We start from the raw sequence: 16,795 nt of genomic DNA, 5'->3' as shown, positions 1-16,795 counted from the left end.
CTGTAGCCTCCTCCGCTGTCAGCAGTCATGACGGTCTCGGAGGTGGCGGGTGGCGACGCTCAAGGACAAGGCAGCGATAGCCGGTATCGGGCAGACGGAGTTCGCGAAGCACCTGCCCGAGTCCGAGAAGACCCTGGCGTGCCGGGCCATCCTCGCGGCGCTCGACGACGCGGGCATCGCCGCGTCGGAGGTGGACGCGTTCGCCTCGTACACGATGGAGGAGACCGACGAGGTCGAGGTCGCGAAGGCGGTCGGGGCCGGGGACGTCACCTTCTTCAGCAAGGTGGGGTTCGGGGGTGGTGGCTCCTGCGCGACCCTTGCGCACCTGGCCGCCGCCGTCGCCACCGGACAGGCGAGCGTGGGGGTCGCCTGGCGGTCACGCAAGCGCGGATCGGGGCCGCGGCCCTGGAAGAACACCGCCGTGCAGCTGCCCACCCCCGCCCAGTGGACCCGGCCGTACGGGCTGCTGCGGCCCGCCGACGAGATAGGCATGCTGGCCCGGCGGTACATGCACGAGTACGGGGCGACCCGCGACCACCTCTTCAACGTCGCGCTCGCCTGCCGCAACCGCGCCAACCAGAACCCCGCCGCGGTGATGTACGAACGGCCGCTGACGCGCGAGATGTACATGACCTCGCGCTGGATCAGCGAACCCCTCTGCCTCTTCGACAACTGCCTGGAGACGGACGGGGCACTGGCCTGCGTGATCGTCTCCGCCGAACGGGCCCGTGACTGCCGGCAGAAGCCCGTCTACCTCCACTCCGTCGCCCAGGGCCTGCCGGCCCAGCACCACGGCATGGTCAACTACTGGAACGACGACCCGCTCACCGGGCCCGCCTGGACGGCGGCCCGACAGCTCTGGAAGCAGGCCGACTTCGGGCCCGAGGACGTCGATGTCGCCCAGATCTACGACGCGTTCACCCCCCTCATCCCGCTCTCCCTGGAGGGGTACGGGTTCTGCGGGCGCGGCGAGGGAGCCGCGTTCACCGAGGGCGGCGCGCTGGAGAGCGGCGGGCGGCTGCCGGTCAACACGGGCGGCGGCGGGCTCAGCGAGGGGTACGTGCACGGCTTCAACCTCATCAACGAGGGCGTGAAGCAGTTGCGGGGCATCTCCACCGCCCAGGTCCCCGGGGCCTCGACCTGCCTGGTCACCGCCGGGGAGGGCGTGCCCACGTCCGCCGTACTGCTGAGGAATTGAGGAGCTGACCGAGATGGATGGACTGCTGCTGCCCGTCGTCGACGAGGACGGGGCGCCCTTCTGGGAGTACGCGGCCCGCGGCGAACTGCGCGTCCAGGCGTGCGCCGCCCCGGACTGCGGCCGGCTCCGCTTCCCGCCCCGGCCGTGCTGCCCGCACTGCCAGTCGTTCGAGAGCGAGTGGCGGGTGATGAGCGGGCGCGGCCGCATCTGGTCGTACGTGCTGCCGCATCCGCCGCTGCTGCCCGCCTACGCCGCCCAGGCCCCGTACAACGCCGTGGTGGTCGAGCTGGCCGACGCCCCGGAGATCCGGCTGGTCGGCAACGTGGTCAGCGGGCCCGACGCACCGCTGAACTCCGTCGATCCGGCGCGGCTGAGAATCGGGGCGGTCGTGAAGGCGGTCTTCTGCCCCGTCCCGCCCGACGCGACGCTGGTCCGCTGGACGCTGGAGCGGTGACCTGAGATGGCGCTCCGCACGGAGAGCGACCAGGGGACCGGGGTCGCGCTGCTCACTCTGGACCGGCCGGAGAAGCACAACGCGATCGATCTCCAGACGGCCGCCGAACTCACCGCCGCCTGGCAGGCGTTGCGGTACGACGACGAGGTCCGGGCCGTCGTGCTCACCGGCGCGGGCGGACGGGCGTTCTGCACCGGGATCGACCGGGGCGTGGACGTCCCGCAGCCCTCTTCCCCGTACACGATCGACGACCCGCTGCTCAGGATCGGTCCGAAGGCCAACGACCTGTGGAAGCCGGTGATCGCGGCCGTGGAGGGGATGGCCTGCGGCGGGGCGTTCTACCTGCTGGGCGAGGCGGAGTTCGTCATCGCGTCCGAGGAGGCGACGTTCTTCGACCCGCACACCACGTACGGCATGGTCAGCGCGTACGAGGCGATCGCCATGGCGCACCGGATGCCGTTCGGCGAGGTGGCCCGGATGTCCCTGATGGGGACGGCGGAGCGGGTCACGGCTCGTCGCGCGTACGAGACCGGGCTGGTCAGCGAGGTGACCCCGCCCGGCGGCGCCGTGGCTGCCGCGCTGCGGGCCGCGGCGGTCATCGCCTCGTACCCGACCGGTGGGGTGCAGGGCACGGTACGGGCGCTCTGGTCCGCGAAGGAGGCGGCCAGGGCCCAGGCCTTCGCCCATGCCCCGCATCTGATCGCGCTCGGGAACCTGCCGCAGGGGGAGCAGGCGGAGCTGTTCAGGGGGCGGGGCGGGGGCGGCGGATTCCGGCTGCGGTGAAGGCGGGGGCCGGTGCCGGTCAGTAGCTCAGCTCGGCGGTGACCGAGCACTTCCTCACGCGGGACACCTTGCCCGGGCCGGACATCCGGACGGAGACGGTCTTCGTCTCGCCGCCGTCCGCCTCCACCGTCGCCTCACCCGTGTCGACGGTGTTGCCGGCCGCGTCGAGGAAGGTCACGTCGACCTCGTACGAGTGGCTGCCGGGCGCGTTCGCGGTGAGCCGCACCGTCGAGGTGGTGACGGCCTTGCGCTTGCCCTTGCGGGGGCTCGCGCAGCGGAAGACGTACGCCTGCGGGGCGTCCGTGGCGGTGGCGGTGGGGGTGACGCTCGTGGAACCCGAGGAGCCGCTCGACGAGCTGTAGTCGTCGTAGTCCGAGTCGGTGTCGTGGTACGTGCCGTTGCTCTTCTTGGAACTGGAGCACCCGCCGCCGCCGCTGCTGCTCGACTTGCTCTTTCCGCTCCTGCTCTTGCTCCCGCCCTTGCCGCCGCTGCTCGAGCTGGAGAAGCCGGTGAGCGCGAGTACCACCGCGACCAGGACCACGGTGAGTTTCACGTGCTGCCGCACCATCGGTACGTCCCCCTTGTGTTGACCCTCGTGTGCGCCGCGTGCCGGACCCGTCGCCGGACGGCCGCGCGACACCGTAACGCACAGCATGGCGGGCCCCCTCCGGCGGTCCGGTCATGACCCTGTCACGGTCTCGTCATCATCTGTCTGGTGGCGTGGGCCCTGGGCCGGGCGTAGCGTCGAGTCGAGAGCGGTGAGGATCGCGTCGCCCGATCCGCGTCGCCGCCGGCGGCGCCTCTCACGCCCGCGGGAGGTACCGGACATGATCCGTAACGTCCTCGGCTCGATCGTCGCTCTCCTAGGAGCGGCGGCCGCCGTGCTGAGCCCCTTCCGTGACTGGTACGACGGCCGCCTCGGTCGTCACTACGAGGTCGACGACCTGTTCACCGGCGTCACCGGGGCCCACCCCGGTGTGTTCGGCTCGATCCTGCTGCCCTTCCTCTTCGCCGCGGTCCTCGCGGTCGTGGGCGTCGTGCTCCGCTTCCGGCCGATGGTCGCCCTCGCGGGTGTGCTGGTGCTCGGGTTCACGGTGTTGTGGATGGTGCGCCAGGGGCAGGCGGAGGGCAGCCTGACCGTCGCGGGCGCCGGTTCGGGCCTGCAGCAGGGGGTGGCGAGCGCGGCCGGTGGTGGGGTGCTGCTCCTGCTGGGCGCCGCCCTGATGTCGGGGCGCGGCCACCGGATCCGGGCGGGCCGCCGCGAGCGGCCCTACGCGGCACCGGGGTCGGCGGATCCGGACACGTGGCCGCCGACGCGGGAGCCTGGGCCGTCGGTGCAGACGAGTCCGTGGCCGGAGCCGGAGCCGGAGCCGTACGTGGGTCCGGGGTCGGGCGCGCCGTCCGGACCACCGCGGGGTTCGCCCTCCGGCCCGCCGTCCGGCCCCCCGCCGAGCCCGCCCTCCGGGCCGCCGCGCGACCCCGATACGGAGCCGACCGCGACGTACCCGGTCCAGGACCGCCCGGACGGGCCCGGCAGATCCAGCCCGCCCGATGCCTGAGGACGAAGCCGCCACCCACTCCCAGCCCGTCCGGCACTTGAGGACGAAGCCGCCACCCACCCAAGCCCGTCCGACGCCTGACGACGAAGCCGCCACCCACCCAAGCCCGTCCGGCGCTTGAGGACGAAGCGGCCCCCACTCAGGCCCGTCCGGCGCATGACGGCGAAGCCGCCACCCACTCCCAGCCCGTCCGATGCCTGACGACGAAGCCGCCACCCACTCCCAGCCCGTCCGGCGCTTGAGGACGAAGCGGCCACCGGGCGCCCCCGGACCCTTCGTGCGCCGTCCACCGCATCACCGGTTCCGTCCTCGAACCTGGTCGGCCGAGCTCCGGACCCGGCCGGGGGCGGGTCGCCGAGCACCGGACCGGCCGGGGGGGGGCCGTGCCCCGGCCGGGCAGGACTACGCGCGGGCCCTGTTGCCCGTGCCCGTACCCTTCTGCGCGTCCAGCGCGTACACGCAACGGTCCTTGCTGCACGCATAGACCACCCCGCCCTGCGCCACCGGCGAACCCGTGATCTCGCCGCCCGTGGCGAGCTTCCAGCGGAGCTGGCCGCCCGCCGCGTCCAGCGTGTACAGGACGTGGTCGGCGGAGCCGAAGTGGACGCGGCCGTCGGCGACGACCGGCGCGCCCACCACCTCGCCGCCCGCGGCGAACCGCCACTTGGGGGTGCCCGTGACCGCGTCCAGCGTGTACAGCGCGCTTCCGCTGCCCACGTGTACGTTGCCCGCCACCACCAGGACCGGCTCGGTCGACTGGCGCGACTCCGTGGCGATGCGCCAGCGGTCCTTGCCGGTCGAGGCGTCGAGGGCGTACACCGTGCCCAGGTAGTCCGCGAGGTACACCCCGCCGCCGGTGACCGCAGGGCCGGGGGCGAAGGCGGGCGGGGAGAGGAAGACCGCCGGTGACTCGAAGTGCCAGCGCACCCGGCCGGAGGCGACGTCCACGGCGAGGACGCGGGTGCCTGCGGAGATGTACACGTAGCCGTCCGGCGCCGGGGTCACCCGGACCGGCACCCCGCCGCAGGAGGCCGCGTCGCCGACCGGATAGGACCAGCGCTCGGTGCCGGTGCGGGCGTCGACGGCCCGCAGCCGGGCGTCCTGCCAGAGGTAGACCGTGCCGTCGTGGAGCACCGGACCGGCCTCCGCCGTCTCGAAGTCCGTCTGTGCGCCCTGGATCTCCCAGAGCCGCTCGCCCGTGGACGCCTCCCACGCCTGGACTCCGCCGCCCCGGGTACCGGTGACGACCGTGCCCCGGCCGGCCTTCAGCGAGTACACCCACGCGTCGGACTGCAGCCGCCACCGCTCGGTGCCGGTCGTGGCGTCCAGGGCGTAGAGCGAGGGGCCGTCGGAGGCGAGGATGCTGCCGCCGTCCACAGCCATCGCCCAGGCCACGTCGCGGGTCTTGAACTGGCGCCGCCCGTTGCCGGTGTCCAGCGCGTGCACCTCGAAGGAGGTGACGTACAGCAGGTCGCCGACCACGACCGGGGTCCCCCACACGTCGTTCGACATCCGGAACCGCCAGGGCCGCCAGCGCCCCGGGTCTGCGGGCGCGGCGTCGGGCGCCTGAGCGGGAGCGGGAACGGGGGCGGTCGGGGCGGTGACCGCCCCGGCCGCTCCGGCGGGCGGGCGCACCCAGCCGGTCGCCGGACCGGCCTCCGCCGCGGCGGCCGAAGCGCGTACGTCCTGCGCGCGCGGGCCCGGACCGATCGGCACGTGCACGCCGGACAGCCGCACCGGGCCACCCTCGGACACCGGTGCCGACTGCGGGGGCGGCGCCACGGGCGCGGGCGGAACGGGCGGCGGGGCGGCGACCGCGCGGCCGCCGCCGCGGCGCTGCTCGATCATCGCGGTGGCCGGGGCCGGCAGCCAGGCCGAGGCCGTGCCGCTGTCGTCGCTGCCGGAGGCGAAGAGGTGCGGGGAGAGCTGGGACTGCAGTTCGGCGGGGGTGGGCCGCAGCGAGGCGTCCATCTGCATGCACGACTCGATCAGCGGCCGCAGATCGTCCGGCAGACCGCTCACGTCGGGGCCCTCGCGCAGCAGCATGAAGACCGTCTCGACCGGGTTGGCCCCGTGGAACGGGGCGTGGCCGGTCGCGGCGAAGACGAGGGTCGAGCCGAGCGAGAAGATGTCGCTCGCGCCGGTGACGCTGCGCGAGTCCCGCGCCTGCTCGGGCGACATGTACGCGGGCGTTCCCACAGCGACGTTCGTCATGGTGAGCCGGGTGTTGGAGACCCCGGACGCGATCCCGAAGTCGATCACCCGGGGGCCGTCCTCGACGACGAGCACGTTGGACGGCTTCATGTCGCGGTGGACGAGCTTCGCCCCGTGGATGGACTGCAGGGCCTCCGCGATGCCTGCCGCCAGCCAGCGCACGGCCTGGGTCGGCATCGGCCCGCACTCATTCACTATCTCTTCGAGCGAGGGCGCGGGCACATAGGCGGTGGCGAGCCACGGCACGGCGGCGCGCGGGTCGGCGTCGACCACGGCGGCCGTGTAGAACCCGCTGACGGCGCGGGCGGCCTCCACCTCGCGTGTGAAGCGGACCCGGAACAGTTGGTCCTCGGCCAGTTCCGTACGAACCGTCTTGATCGCCACCCGCCGGCCGGACGCCGAGCGGGCGAGATAGACCAGCCCCATGCCGCCGGCCCCGAGTCGTCCCAGCACCTCGAACGGGCCGATCCGCCTCGGGTCGTGCTGCGTCAGCTGCTCCACCACTTGCCTGCCACCTCCCCGTACGGACCTCCGTGAGGAGAGATCCGCGAAAAACCCGCCGTGTGCAGCGTCTCATCAGTGGGCACCACCCGGCGGTGCGCACCCTGATTCTTCCTGGCCGAGGCGCCGGTTGCGAACCCGGGGGCGGATCGGGGTGTCCTGGCTCACTTTGTGCCGTATCAGGACACCGGCGGCTGAAGTACGGCGAACACGGCGCCCTGGTCGTCCTGGAGTACCGCCATCCGCCCGTAGGGGATGTCGAAGGGCGGCTCGGAGACCCGGCCGCCGAGCCGTTTGACGGTCTCGGCCGACGCGTCGCAGTCCGCGACGGCGAAGTAGCTCAGGAAGTAGCTGGGCATCTCGGCGGGGAACGCGTCCGTGATGACGCTGCGCCCGCCGACGGCGGTGTCGGGCCCCGGTTCGCTGCCCGCCGGGGACCACATGCGGAAGTCGACGCCGGACTCCGCGGTGCCCGGAGCGCCGGCGCCGGACTCGTCGGCCTGCGCGGAGCGGAAGCCGAAGACCTCCTCGTAGAAGGCGTCGACCCGGTCCTTCTGCCGGGTGTAGACCTCGGTCCAGCAGAAGGAACCGGGTTCGTTCTGCTTCTGGAAGCCCTTGCGCTCACCGGCCTGCCAGAGTCCGAACACCGCACCTCCGGGATCTGCGGCCTGGGCGAGCACACCGGACCGGCCGGCCCGGACGGGATCGGTGATCACCTGTCCGCCGTGCTCGCGGATCTTGGCGACGGTGGCGGCGATGTCGTCGGTGGCGAAGTAGACGCCCCAGGCCGTCGGCATCCGGCCGTCCTGCTTGGCGGCGAGTGCGGCCACGAGGGCGCCGTCGCTGAGAGCGTCGGCGTACGGCCCGTCGCCCGCCCGGAAGGTCCAGCCGAAGAGCTCACCGTAGAAGCGCTTGCCCGCTTCCAGGTCGGGGAGCTGCACATCCACCCAGCAGGGGGCGGACCGCGCGAATGCGGCCATGGGCCCGGATCCTTCCGTCGGGGAGCCACTCATCGGTGGTGACGCTCGTCACACCCAACGTAGCCGCGCCCCGGTCCATTCGCGCCTCAGCACCTCCGATGCGAACACATTTTCGATACACATGCCCCGAGCACCCTTGTCACGGAAAGTTATCCACCGAAGTTGTCCACAGGCTGTTGATAACACTAATCAGGCTGTGGGAAATCGGCAGGGTCCCCCTGGGGCGCATCCCCCGAAATCCGCCCACTCCCCCCACCGCACCTGCCGCACTCCCCATTTGCAGTCGGCCGAATCGCGCTCCGATCACCCGTCGGTAAGCTGACGGCATGACAGGACAAGTACGCACCGTCGACGGCCGCGTGGCCGGTCGACGCGGACAGGCGACGCGGCAGAAGCTGCTCGACTGCCTCAGCGAGATGCTCAGCTCCTCGCCGTACCGGGACGTCAAAGTCATCGACGTCGCCCGGAAGGCGGGGACTTCACCCGCGACCTTCTACCAGTACTTCCCCGACGTCGAGGGCGCCGTCCTCGAGATCGCCGAAGAGATGGCCAAGGAGGGTGCCGGCCTGACCGAACTGGTCGCCGGACGCTCCTGGGTCGGCAAGTCGGGTTGGCAGGCAGCCGAGGAACTCGTCGAGGGATTCCTCGACTTCTGGCGGCGCAACGACGCCATCCTTCGCGTGGTCGACCTCGGCGCGGCCGAGGGCGACAAGCGGTTCTACAAGATCCGCATGAAGATCCTGAACTCCGTCACCAACTCCCTTACGGATTCGGTGAAGGAGCTCCAGGCCAAGGGCAAGGTCGACAAGGACGTCAGCGCCGCGGCGATGGCGGGCTCCCTGGTCGCGATGCTGGCCGCCGTCGCCTCGCACCAGAAGGGCTTCACCACCTGGGGCGTCAAGCAGGCCGAACTCAGGCCGAACCTTGCACTGTTGGTGCATCTGGGCATCACCGGCAAGAAGCCGACGAAGTAGCGCCCGCGCCGGAACCCCGTACTGGGTGACGCGCGGTGATCCCGGGCGCCCCAGGTCCTGTCTCACCGACGGCGGACCACGCATGTGGTCCGCCGTCGGCGTTCCCGGACGGGGCACGGACCCGCACGTCAGGCGCGACCGTCACGCCCGGCCGTCATCGGGCCCCTGCGCCGGATCCAGTCTGAACAGCCGGATCTCCCGCTCGATCCGGGCCTGGTAGACCGCGTAGGGCGGCCAGAACCTCAGCGCCGTCTCCCACACCCGGGCCCGCTCCTCCCCTGCCAGCAGCCTTGCCCGTACCGGAATGTCACGACCCTTCCAGTTGATGACGGCCTCCTCCGGATGGGCCAGCAGATTCGCCGTCCAGGCCGGATGCCCGGGGCGGCCGAAGTTGCTGCCCACCAGGACCCAGCTCCCCGGACCGCCGTCACCCGGCTGCGGCATGCAGGCCAGCGGGGTCGTCCTGAGCTGCCCGCTGCGCGCCCCCGGCACCTTCAGCACCACCCCCGGCAGCATCTGCGCGCTGAGCAGCACCCGGCCGCGGGTCAGCCGGTGCACCGCGCGGTCCATGGCGGGCACCACGTGCGGGGCCATCCGCGCGAAGACGCGGGTCGAGGACACCTTCTGGACGAGCCGGACCCCGGGCGCCATCAGACCGCCACCCGCCCGGCCGGCCCGCGCCCCGCCGCACCGCCCCGCCCCTCGGGTCCGAACAGTCCGGCCCGCTGCGCCGCGTGATCGCGCAGCCGGTGCGCGGGGCCGAGGAGCAGCTCGTCGGACGCGGCCCTGTTGAAGTACGACCGCGCCTCGTCCTCCCAGGTCGACCCGGTGCCGCCCGGCAGCTGGACGGCCTCGGCCGTGGTGACCCGCAGCGCTTCCAGCGCCTGGGCGAGCGCGAGACCGCCGGACTCCGGTTCCCGGGCGGCGTAGTACGCGGCGGAGCGGGCCGACCGCACGCGCACGTACAGGTCCGCCAGCCGGAGCTTCACGGACTGGAAGGAACCGGCCGCCCGGCCGGACCGTTCGCACTCCCCGACGTGGTCGACCGTCCGCTCCAGCGCGCTCGCCGCAGCCCCGGCCGCCTCGGCGGCGAGCGCGACGGCCGCCGTGCGTCCGGTGGCCGCGAGCGTGTCGAGCACGTCCGCGGCGTCGTCGGCGCCGAGGAGTTCGGCCTCGGTGTCGCGCAGCTGGATCCGGGCGAGCGGCCGGGTGGCGTCGAACGAGGCCTGCCGGGTGCGGACGAGCCCCGCGGGCGGTTGCGGCCCGTCGGTCCGGACCAGGAACAGCAGGGTGCGGCTGCGCGGGAAACCCCCTGCGTGGGCGGCGATCAGGAGCAGTCCGGCGCTGTGCCCGTCCAGCACCTGGGCGGCCTCGCCGTAGAGGCGCCACCCGCCGTCACCCCCGGCCGGCCGCGCCTGCACACCGCCCGCCCGGCCGCCGCCCGCCCAGGCGCCGCCGGTGAGATCGCCGGTGAGGCCGAGGGCGGTGGAGAGCGAGCCGCCGGGGACGGCCAGTGCCGCGGTCAGCTCGCCCGCCGCGAGGGGCGGCAGCAGCGCGGAGCGCTGCTCCCCGGTGCCGAGGGCGAGTACCAGGGGTGCGGCGAGTACGGCGGTGGCGAGCAGCGGGGACGGCAGCAGGGCGCGGCCGGTCTCCTCCAGGGCGACGGCGAGCTCGGCCGGCCCGCACCCCCCGCCTCCGTACTCCTCCGGGAGGGCGAGCCCGGGCAGCCCGAGGTCCCGGGAGAGCCGGCGCCAGAGCGCAACGTCGTACCCCTCCGGTGCGGCCGCGGCGCTCCCGGCGCCATCAGGTCCATCCGGTGCGGCCGCGGCGCTCGCGGCCCCGTCGGGTCCGCCGCGTCCGGCCAGCAGTTCGCGCAGGGCGCGGCGGATCTCGTCCTGTTCCGCGGTGAAGGCGGCATCCATCGTCGGGCTCCTTCCCCTCGGAGGCCGACGGCCTCCGATCTGACGGGTCGTCATGCTAGGGGTGATGCGGCGAGATTCCCAGAGTCGCGCACGGCGACAGGGGCCACAGGATCCCCCCGGCACACGGCGATCCGTCCGCTCGATATCTGATGTAGCGTCAGATTCATGTCTGCCATGCCTTCCTCCCGCCGCAAGGTCGCTGTCGTCGGCATATCCCTCGCCGACTGCGGGCGCGTCGACACGGCCACCCCGTACGCCCTGCACGCCCAGGCCGCCCGCCGGGCGCTCGCCGACTCGGGACTGGAGCGGTCGGTCGTCGACGGCTTCGCCTCCGCCGGCCTCGGCACGCTCGCCCCGGTCGAGGTCGCCGAGTACCTGGGGCTGAAACCCACCTGGGTGGACTCCACCTCGGTCGGCGGATCGACCTGGGAGGTCATGGCGGCCCACGCGGCCGACGCCATCGCGGCGGGCCATGCCGACGCCGTACTGCTGGTGTACGGGTCCACGGCCCGATCGGACATCAAGGCGGGTCGCCGCACGTCGAACCTCTCCTTCGGGGCCCGGGGCCCGCTCCAGTTCGAGGTGCCGTACGGCCACTCACTGATCGCCAAGTACGCGATGGCCGCCCGCCGTCACATGCACGAGTACGGCACCACGCTGGAGCAGCTCGCCGAGGTGGCGGTACAGGCCCGGGCGAACGCGGCGGCCAACCCGGACGCGATGTTCCGCACCCCCGTCACGGTCGACGAGGTCCTGTCGGGCCCGATGATCGCCGACCCGTTCACCAGACTGCACTGCTGCATCCGCAGCGACGGCGGCTGCGCGGTGCTGCTGGCGGCGGAGGAGTACGTACCGGACACGGCGAAGGAACCCGTCTGGATCCTCGGCACCGGGGAGCACGTCTCGCACTCCACGATGTCGGAATGGGACGACTTCACTGTCTCGCCCGCCGCCGTGTCCGGCCGGCTCGCCTTCGAGCGGGCCGGAGTGCGGCCGGCGGACATCGACCTGGCCGAGATCTATGACGCGTTCACCTATATGACGCTGGTGACGCTGGAGGACCTGGGTTTCTGCGCGAAGGGCGAAGGCGGGTCGTTCGTGGAGAAGGGCCGCACGGGCCTCGCCGGCGAGCTCCCGGTGAACACGGACGGCGGCGGCCTGTCCGCCTGCCACCCCGGGATGCGCGGACTGTTCCTGCTGGTGGAGGCGGTGCGCCAGCTGCGCGGCGAGGCGGGGGCCCGCCAGGTCCGCAAGGCGGGCGGCCGGCTGCCGGAGCTGGCCGTGGCCTCGGGGACGGGCGGCTGGTTCTGCTCGTCGGGAACGGTGGTGCTGGGGCGGGGGTGAGGGGCGGGCCGGCTCCCCCGGTCCGGACGGCTCCCCCCGTCCGTCGGCTCCCCGGTCCGTCGGCTCCCCGGTCCGGCCGGCTCCCCCGGTCCGTCGGCTCCCCCGGCCCGTCGGCCCCCCCGGTCGGACGGCTCACCGGATCAGCCCGAGCCGGGCCGCTTCACTCCGCGACGACGGTGAGTACCCCCACTTCGCTCTCAACTCGCCCACCCGCACCGCTGGGCCAGGTCAAATGGCTGCATGAGCGACGCATCCACCTCCGGCGCGCAGCGCGCCTTCCTCGACCTGCTCCACGCCCAGCGCGTCTGGGACGTCGAGCTCCCCGCCTTCGACCCGGCCGCCGCGCCCTCCGCTCCCCTCCCCCTCTTCCACGCCTGGTTCGCCGGGGCGGTCGCCGCCGGGCAGGCCGAGCCGCACACGATGACGCTGGCCACGGTCGACGCGGAGGGGCTGCCCGACGTGCGCACCCTGATGCTGCACGACGCGGACGAGCGCGGCTGGCACCTCGCCACGCACTCCACCAGCGCGAAGGGGCGCGAGCTCGCGGCCCGTCCGTACGCCGCGCTCGGCTTCTACTGGCCGGCTCAGGGACGGCAGGTCCGGGTCCGGGGCCCCGTCACCACGTGCTCCCCCGCCGAGAGCAGCGCCGACCTGCACGCCCGCTCGACAGGGGCCCTGGCCTCGGCCCTGGTGGGGCGGCAGAGCGAGGTGCTGGGCTCGACCGGGGAACTCGACCGGGCCTCGGACGCCGCATGGCAGCGGGCCCAGGACGAGCCGGACGCGGAGGTGGCGTCCTGGACGCGGTACGTGGTCGAGCCGCGCGAGGTCGAGTTCTTCCAGGGCGACGCCCGGCGGCGGCACGTACGGCTGCGCTACCGCCGGGAGGGGGCGGACTGGACGCGGGAGCTGCTCTGGCCCTGAGCGGTCACCCCGCCTGCCGGGTCAGGTGACCGCGATCGCCTGTACGGGGCAGGCGCGGGCGGCCTCGCCGACCGTGGGACCGGGCTCGGCCTCCGCCAGGAGTACGCCGAGCCCGTCGTCGTCCTGGGTGAACACGTTCGTGAGACGAACGTGCACTGCCCGGCCCCGATGCCACCACCAGATGCCCCCGACACCTAACGGAGAGGTGCGGTTCGGGCGGACCCACCGAACGGAGCGACGGCATCCGCTTTCGGCCGCCGAGGAGCACCATGGGAGACAGGCGAGGACTGGAGGTCACCCATGACCAGGACCCGCAGCCGGTACGCCCCCGACCGCGGTCTCACCACCCGCATGGTCACCACCATGTTCCTGATCGGCCTGCTGTACGTGGTTCTGGTCGGCGTGCTGCTTGCCGTACTGCGCGGCGCCTGGCCGGTCATCCTGATCGCCACCGGGGGCATGTTCGTCGCCCAGTTCTGGTTCAGCGACCGCATCGCGGCCTTCAGCATGGGTGCCCGTGAGGTCACACCCGGCCAGGCACCGGAGCTGCACGGCGCGATCGACCGGATCTGTGCGCTCGCCGACATGGCCAAGCCCCGGGTCGCCATCGCCGAGAGCGACGTCCCGAACGCCTTCGCCACCGGCCGCAGCGAGAGGACCGCGCTCGTCTGCGCCACGACGGGACTGCTGCGAAGACTGGAACCGGAGGAACTGGAGGGCGTCCTCGCCCACGAGATGTCGCACGTGGCACACCGCGACGTGGCGGTCATGACGATCGCCTCGTTCCTCGGCGTGCTCGCCGGGATCATCACCCGCGTGGCCCTGTGGGGCGGCTTCTCCCGCAACAGCCGCAGCAACGACCCCATGGGCATCGCGATCATGCTGATCCCGCTGATCAGTGCGGTCGTCTACGCCCTGAGCTTCCTGCTCACCCGGCTGCTGTCGCGCTACCGCGAGCTCTCCGCCGACCGCACGGCCGCACTGCTCACCGGCAAGCCCTCGGCCCTCGCCTCCGCCCTCACCAAGGTCGGCGGCCAGATGGCCCGGATCCCGACGGAGGACCTGCGGAAGGCGGAGCCGTACAACGCCTTCTACTTCGTCCCCGCCTTCTCCTCCAAGGAGAGCCTGAGCCGGCTGCTCTCCTCGCACCCCACCCTGGAACAGCGACTGGACCAGCTGGCCCGCATCTCCGCCGACCTGTCCCGCCCGTAAGGAGTCCCCGTGGGCCTGCTCGACACCATCCTGGGCCGCAGCAAACCGGTCCGCCCCGATCTCGACCAGCTCTTCGCCGTCCCCTCCGCCGCCCTCACCCTCCAGGCGGCCACCGGTTTCGCCCCGACCGGTCTCGGCTCGGTGTGCTTCGCGGGCGTCGAGGGCGGCACGTTCGCCCGTATCCAGCAGGACGTACGGGAGCTGCTCGACGCGGACACCGGGCGCGGCGGCATCCCGGTGGAGTTCAGCCGGGACTCGTACGGCTACACGTGGCTGCTCGCGCGGCAGCCGGCCGAGGACGTCGCCGCACTGGTCAACGACCTGCACGCGGTCAACACGCTGCTCCAGGACGGCGGCTTCGGCCCGCAGCTGCTCTGCTCGCTGATCGCCTTCCGGGACGCGGAGGGCCGGTCGCTGGCGCTGGTCTACCTGTACAAGCGGGGCACGTTCTACCCGTTCGCCCCGGCCCCGGACGGCAGCGAGAAGCGGGACAACCCACTGGAGTTGCAGGTCCGGGCCGCCCTCGGGAACGACCTGCGGGTGGAGAAGGCCCTGGGGCGGTGGTTCCCGGTGTGGGGGGCGCCTGGGTTGTGAGGCCGCCGTCGGCCGACGGCACCGGGCCTGTCCGCCACCACCGGCGTTGAACCGGGCCGAACAGGACGGAGGTGCGGTTACCGCCCTACGTTCAGTGCGGTAACCGGCCGGCTCCAGGGTGCGTACGCACGTCGTCGAGCCGGCTCGTCGTCATATTGCCCGCGCAATCGTTCGAGCGGCGGCAAAAGCCCTGCTCATAGGGGACGTCCGGGCACGCAGTCCGTCGTCTCCGAACATCGGCAATTGTCGCCCCGCGGTCAACGGCACTCCTGCGCAACAGAGTTGCTTTCACGCCCTCCTGCAATGCGTCACCTCGGCGCTATGCTCGGCAGACTCTGAGACCCCACGCAGGAAGTTGGGCGGTCGGTATGGCTGAAACCGTGAAGTGCGGCAAGTGTTTCGCCACGAAGGTCCCTCGTACTCCATGTCAGGGCTGCGGCGACGAGGGCTGAAAGTCCCGGGAGCGGCGGCGGCCCGATGGACGCTTACGAGGAAATGCTCGACCTGGCGCGCCGGACGGTGGGCACGCTCAACGAAAAGGGCGTCAGGCCCCGCCCGTTCACGGCCGACGACGGCACCACGGTCAAAGGGTGGTGCGTCAAGCAGTTGGCGGACCACGCGAAGGACGAATACCGCGGGCTCGACAATTGGGAAGAGTTCCGCTGCACCATCGACCTGGTTCTCGGGGACGACGGGCGCTTCTTCTCGTACACCGAGACCTGGAACAACCATTCCGGCACGGGCGGGAAACCCGTGCACGAGCACTCCCGGGTGCTGCGCCACGAGTCGGCCGCCTACCTCATCGCCGTCGGTCCGGGTAAACCGTTCGCGGCGGTCTCCACGTTGCTGGAGCGACTTCCATGGACCGCCAGTTCCTACTCGCCGCCCCGGGCCCGCCCCGCGCCCGTCACACCTGCCCCATCCGTTCCATCTGTTCCGTCCACGTCAGGGCGCCGAGCCGCCCGGTCCGCGACGGCGCCGCCCGCGCGGCCGCGGAGTGCCGTCGGCGCGGTCCTCGGCTTCGGAGGCGGGCTGCTTTTCGGCTGCGCAGCGGGGGGCGCCGTCGCGATCGTCCTGGGGATCGCACTGAGCATCGGAGGGATGGACGGCGACAGGGTCGGTGTGACGACGTTCGTCACCGCGATGTTCTGCGTGGCGGCGGGTGCGGTGATCGGCGCCGTCAACGGGTGGCGCACCCCTGCCAAGTCGTCGCGTTGACCGTCCTGTGGCCAAACGCCGGGGCGGATGCCCGGACGGGTGACGCGCACCGAGAGTCTCTGCCATCGAATCGCAGTTGGGGGATCACGAAATGTTCAGCCTCGCCATCGACGCGAACGCTCACGGCACGCGCATCGAATCCCTGTACCGGCTGGTCGAATCGGTCGGACTCGTCATCACGGTCCACGGCTCCGGCGATCCGGGCGAGACGACGAGGGCGATCCACGAGGCAGCCCCGCGCCTTTCGGAGGATCACGAAGTCCGGGCCGACGGCATGATCCTGAGCACCATGGCGCAGTACCGCATGTTCTGGGGCGTCGTCGGATATCCCGGTGGCAGTCTGGCGATCCTCACGCCCATGTCCCTGTACGTGGCGCAGAACAGGCGCGACTGGATCAGCCATTTCATGCGTGAGGTCCTCGATCCCGTCAATGCTCTCGCCGGTCGGGGTTACCGCGTGGGCGGGGGCGGTAACGGGACGGTGAGCGACTCCGAGTTCGCGCAGGCTTTCGCAAGGGCGTACGTGTGACAGGTCGGGGCGACAGGAAGGGGCGGGCATGTCGCATACATGGAAGATCGCGGTCATGGCAGTGGCGCTGGCCGGAATCGTTTCGACTCCTTTGATCTGGCTGCTCGACAGTCCCGACTCCGGCCAGCTCGTCGGGGCGTCGGTCCAAGGGGCCGTCGCCATCGCGGCGTTCGTCTGGGCGCTGTTCCAGAACACCGGCGGCCAGGTCGACGACGTCGCTGCGCGAACCGGCGAATCCGTGGCCGCGGACGGGGGCACGGCGGTCACCGGCGTCAAGCGCCCCAAGGGCAGGGGAAGCGGGTCGGCGAAGGTCCGGAACACCGGGAAGGCGAAGGCCACCGGGAAGGGAAGCCGAGCGGTCAGCGGTGTCGACTACGAGTGACCCGGGCCCG

17 protein-coding genes and 1 pseudogene are annotated in these 16,795 nt (G+C 72.4%); 12 read left to right on the top strand and 6 right to left on the bottom strand.

The annotated features are described in order from the left end of the window. Positions 1 to 49: 49 nt before the first annotated feature. From ABZ434_RS04195 to ABZ434_RS04185, 3 genes are read left to right on the top strand one after another with little or no spacing between them, the layout of a single operon-like run. A complete protein-coding gene (locus tag ABZ434_RS04195) occupies positions 50 to 1,198 on the top strand; it encodes a lipid-transfer protein (protein WP_359131966.1) in 1,149 nt (382 codons plus the stop codon). A 13-nt stretch (positions 1,199 to 1,211) separates the two neighbouring features. Then, a complete protein-coding gene (locus tag ABZ434_RS04190; protein WP_359131965.1) occupies positions 1,212 to 1,652 on the top strand; it encodes an OB-fold domain-containing protein in 441 nt (146 codons plus the stop codon). A gap of 6 nt (positions 1,653 to 1,658) precedes the next feature. Then, positions 1,659 to 2,435: an enoyl-CoA hydratase/isomerase family protein gene (locus ABZ434_RS04185; protein WP_359131964.1), complete on the top strand. Its 777-nt coding sequence runs from the start codon at positions 1,659 to 1,661 to the stop codon at positions 2,433 to 2,435. 19 nt (positions 2,436 to 2,454) lie between these two features. On the opposite strand, the gene ABZ434_RS04180 is transcribed toward ABZ434_RS04185, so the two are convergent. Continuing rightward, the gene (locus ABZ434_RS04180; RefSeq protein WP_359131963.1) at positions 2,455 to 3,003 is read right to left on the bottom strand and encodes a hypothetical protein; all 549 of its coding nucleotides are present in this window, start codon (positions 3,001 to 3,003) and stop codon (positions 2,455 to 2,457) included. Positions 3,004 to 3,262: 259 nt separating this feature from the next. Between ABZ434_RS04180 and ABZ434_RS04175 the strand changes: the two genes are divergently transcribed. Then, positions 3,263 to 3,994, top strand: coding sequence for a hypothetical protein (locus tag ABZ434_RS04175; protein ID WP_359131962.1), 732 nt, complete (start codon positions 3,263 to 3,265; stop codon positions 3,992 to 3,994). Between the two features lie 402 nt (positions 3,995 to 4,396). On the opposite strand, the gene ABZ434_RS04170 is transcribed toward ABZ434_RS04175, so the two are convergent. Further along, positions 4,397 to 6,709, bottom strand: coding sequence for a serine/threonine-protein kinase (locus ABZ434_RS04170; protein ID WP_359132213.1), 2,313 nt, complete (start codon positions 6,707 to 6,709; stop codon positions 4,397 to 4,399). 179 nt (positions 6,710 to 6,888) lie between these two features. Beyond that, positions 6,889 to 7,689 (bottom strand): VOC family protein, encoded by an 801-nt coding sequence (locus ABZ434_RS04165; RefSeq protein WP_359131961.1) that lies wholly within the window; start codon positions 7,687 to 7,689, stop codon positions 6,889 to 6,891. Between the two features lie 326 nt (positions 7,690 to 8,015). Between ABZ434_RS04165 and ABZ434_RS04160 the strand changes: the two genes are divergently transcribed. Further along, positions 8,016 to 8,663 carry a TetR family transcriptional regulator gene (locus ABZ434_RS04160; RefSeq protein WP_359131959.1) on the top strand — a complete coding sequence of 216 codons (648 nt, stop codon included), beginning with the start codon at positions 8,016 to 8,018 and terminating at the stop codon, positions 8,661 to 8,663. A gap of 141 nt (positions 8,664 to 8,804) precedes the next feature. On the opposite strand, the gene ABZ434_RS04155 is transcribed toward ABZ434_RS04160, so the two are convergent. Further along, entirely contained in the window at positions 8,805 to 9,314 is a 510-nt protein-coding gene (locus ABZ434_RS04155) for a nitroreductase/quinone reductase family protein (RefSeq protein ID WP_359131958.1), read from the bottom strand. Beyond that, positions 9,314 to 10,585: an acyl-CoA dehydrogenase family protein gene (locus tag ABZ434_RS04150; protein ID WP_359131957.1), complete on the bottom strand. Its 1,272-nt coding sequence runs from the start codon at positions 10,583 to 10,585 to the stop codon at positions 9,314 to 9,316. The genes ABZ434_RS04155 and ABZ434_RS04150 overlap by 1 nt, the downstream gene beginning before the upstream one ends. Before the next feature lie 174 nt (positions 10,586 to 10,759). Between ABZ434_RS04150 and ABZ434_RS04145 the strand changes: the two genes are divergently transcribed. Continuing rightward, positions 10,760 to 11,929, top strand: a complete 1,170-nt coding sequence (locus tag ABZ434_RS04145; protein WP_359132211.1) for an acetyl-CoA acetyltransferase — start codon at positions 10,760 to 10,762, stop codon at positions 11,927 to 11,929. 240 nt (positions 11,930 to 12,169) lie between these two features. Then, positions 12,170 to 12,850, top strand: a complete 681-nt coding sequence (locus ABZ434_RS04140) for a pyridoxal 5'-phosphate synthase (protein WP_359131955.1) — start codon at positions 12,170 to 12,172, stop codon at positions 12,848 to 12,850. A 21-nt stretch (positions 12,851 to 12,871) separates the two neighbouring features. Here ABZ434_RS04140 and ABZ434_RS04135 read toward each other — a convergent pair. Beyond that, positions 12,872 to 13,044, bottom strand: a pseudogene (locus ABZ434_RS04135) (ferredoxin). Positions 13,045 to 13,150: 106 nt separating this feature from the next. Here ABZ434_RS04135 and htpX point away from each other — a divergent pair. From htpX to ABZ434_RS04110, 5 genes are all read left to right on the top strand, one after another. Further along, entirely contained in the window at positions 13,151 to 14,062 is a 912-nt protein-coding gene (gene htpX, locus ABZ434_RS04130; RefSeq protein WP_359131953.1) for a zinc metalloprotease HtpX, read from the top strand. 9 nt (positions 14,063 to 14,071) lie between these two features. Further along, positions 14,072 to 14,656, top strand: coding sequence for a hypothetical protein (locus ABZ434_RS04125; protein WP_359131952.1), 585 nt, complete (start codon positions 14,072 to 14,074; stop codon positions 14,654 to 14,656). Between the two features lie 477 nt (positions 14,657 to 15,133). Then, a complete protein-coding gene (locus ABZ434_RS04120; protein WP_359131950.1) occupies positions 15,134 to 15,874 on the top strand; it encodes a hypothetical protein in 741 nt (246 codons plus the stop codon). A gap of 91 nt (positions 15,875 to 15,965) precedes the next feature. Further along, a complete protein-coding gene (locus tag ABZ434_RS04115) occupies positions 15,966 to 16,403 on the top strand; it encodes a hypothetical protein (RefSeq protein WP_359131948.1) in 438 nt (145 codons plus the stop codon). Between the two features lie 28 nt (positions 16,404 to 16,431). Further along, on the top strand, positions 16,432 to 16,785 hold the full coding sequence (locus ABZ434_RS04110; RefSeq protein WP_359131946.1) for a hypothetical protein: 354 nt from the start codon (positions 16,432 to 16,434) through the stop codon (positions 16,783 to 16,785). Positions 16,786 to 16,795: the final 10 nt, after the last annotated feature.

The sequence above is a fragment of the Streptomyces sp. NPDC005761 genome (assembly GCF_040630635.1).
GTDB lineage: Bacteria > Actinomycetota > Actinomycetes > Streptomycetales > Streptomycetaceae > Streptomyces.
This window is presented reverse-complemented; position numbering and strand designations above follow the sequence as displayed.

Excerpts from the sequence above, each read along its gene's own strand:
- ABZ434_RS04165 (WP_359131961.1), bottom strand. The coding sequence starts at position 7,689 with ATGGCCGCATTCGCGCGGTCCGCCCCCTGCTGGGTGGATGTGCAGCTC.
- ABZ434_RS04155 (WP_359131958.1), bottom strand. The coding sequence starts at position 9,314 with ATGGCGCCCGGGGTCCGGCTCGTCCAGAAGGTGTCCTCGACCCGCGTC.
- ABZ434_RS04150 (WP_359131957.1), bottom strand. The coding sequence starts at position 10,585 with ATGGATGCCGCCTTCACCGCGGAACAGGACGAGATCCGCCGCGCCCTG.
- ABZ434_RS04160 (WP_359131959.1), top strand. The coding sequence starts at position 8,016 with ATGACAGGACAAGTACGCACCGTCGACGGCCGCGTGGCCGGTCGACGC.
- ABZ434_RS04115 (WP_359131948.1), top strand. The coding sequence starts at position 15,966 with ATGTTCAGCCTCGCCATCGACGCGAACGCTCACGGCACGCGCATCGAA.
- ABZ434_RS04190 (WP_359131965.1), top strand. The coding sequence starts at position 1,212 with ATGGATGGACTGCTGCTGCCCGTCGTCGACGAGGACGGGGCGCCCTTC.
- ABZ434_RS04185 (WP_359131964.1), top strand. The coding sequence starts at position 1,659 with ATGGCGCTCCGCACGGAGAGCGACCAGGGGACCGGGGTCGCGCTGCTC.
- ABZ434_RS04180 (WP_359131963.1), bottom strand. The coding sequence starts at position 3,003 with ATGGTGCGGCAGCACGTGAAACTCACCGTGGTCCTGGTCGCGGTGGTA.
- ABZ434_RS04145 (WP_359132211.1), top strand. The coding sequence starts at position 10,760 with ATGCCTTCCTCCCGCCGCAAGGTCGCTGTCGTCGGCATATCCCTCGCC.
- ABZ434_RS04110 (WP_359131946.1), top strand. The coding sequence starts at position 16,432 with ATGTCGCATACATGGAAGATCGCGGTCATGGCAGTGGCGCTGGCCGGA.
- htpX (WP_359131953.1), top strand. The coding sequence starts at position 13,151 with ATGACCAGGACCCGCAGCCGGTACGCCCCCGACCGCGGTCTCACCACC.
- ABZ434_RS04120 (WP_359131950.1), top strand. The coding sequence starts at position 15,134 with ATGGACGCTTACGAGGAAATGCTCGACCTGGCGCGCCGGACGGTGGGC.
- ABZ434_RS04140 (WP_359131955.1), top strand. The coding sequence starts at position 12,170 with ATGAGCGACGCATCCACCTCCGGCGCGCAGCGCGCCTTCCTCGACCTG.
- ABZ434_RS04175 (WP_359131962.1), top strand. The coding sequence starts at position 3,263 with ATGATCCGTAACGTCCTCGGCTCGATCGTCGCTCTCCTAGGAGCGGCG.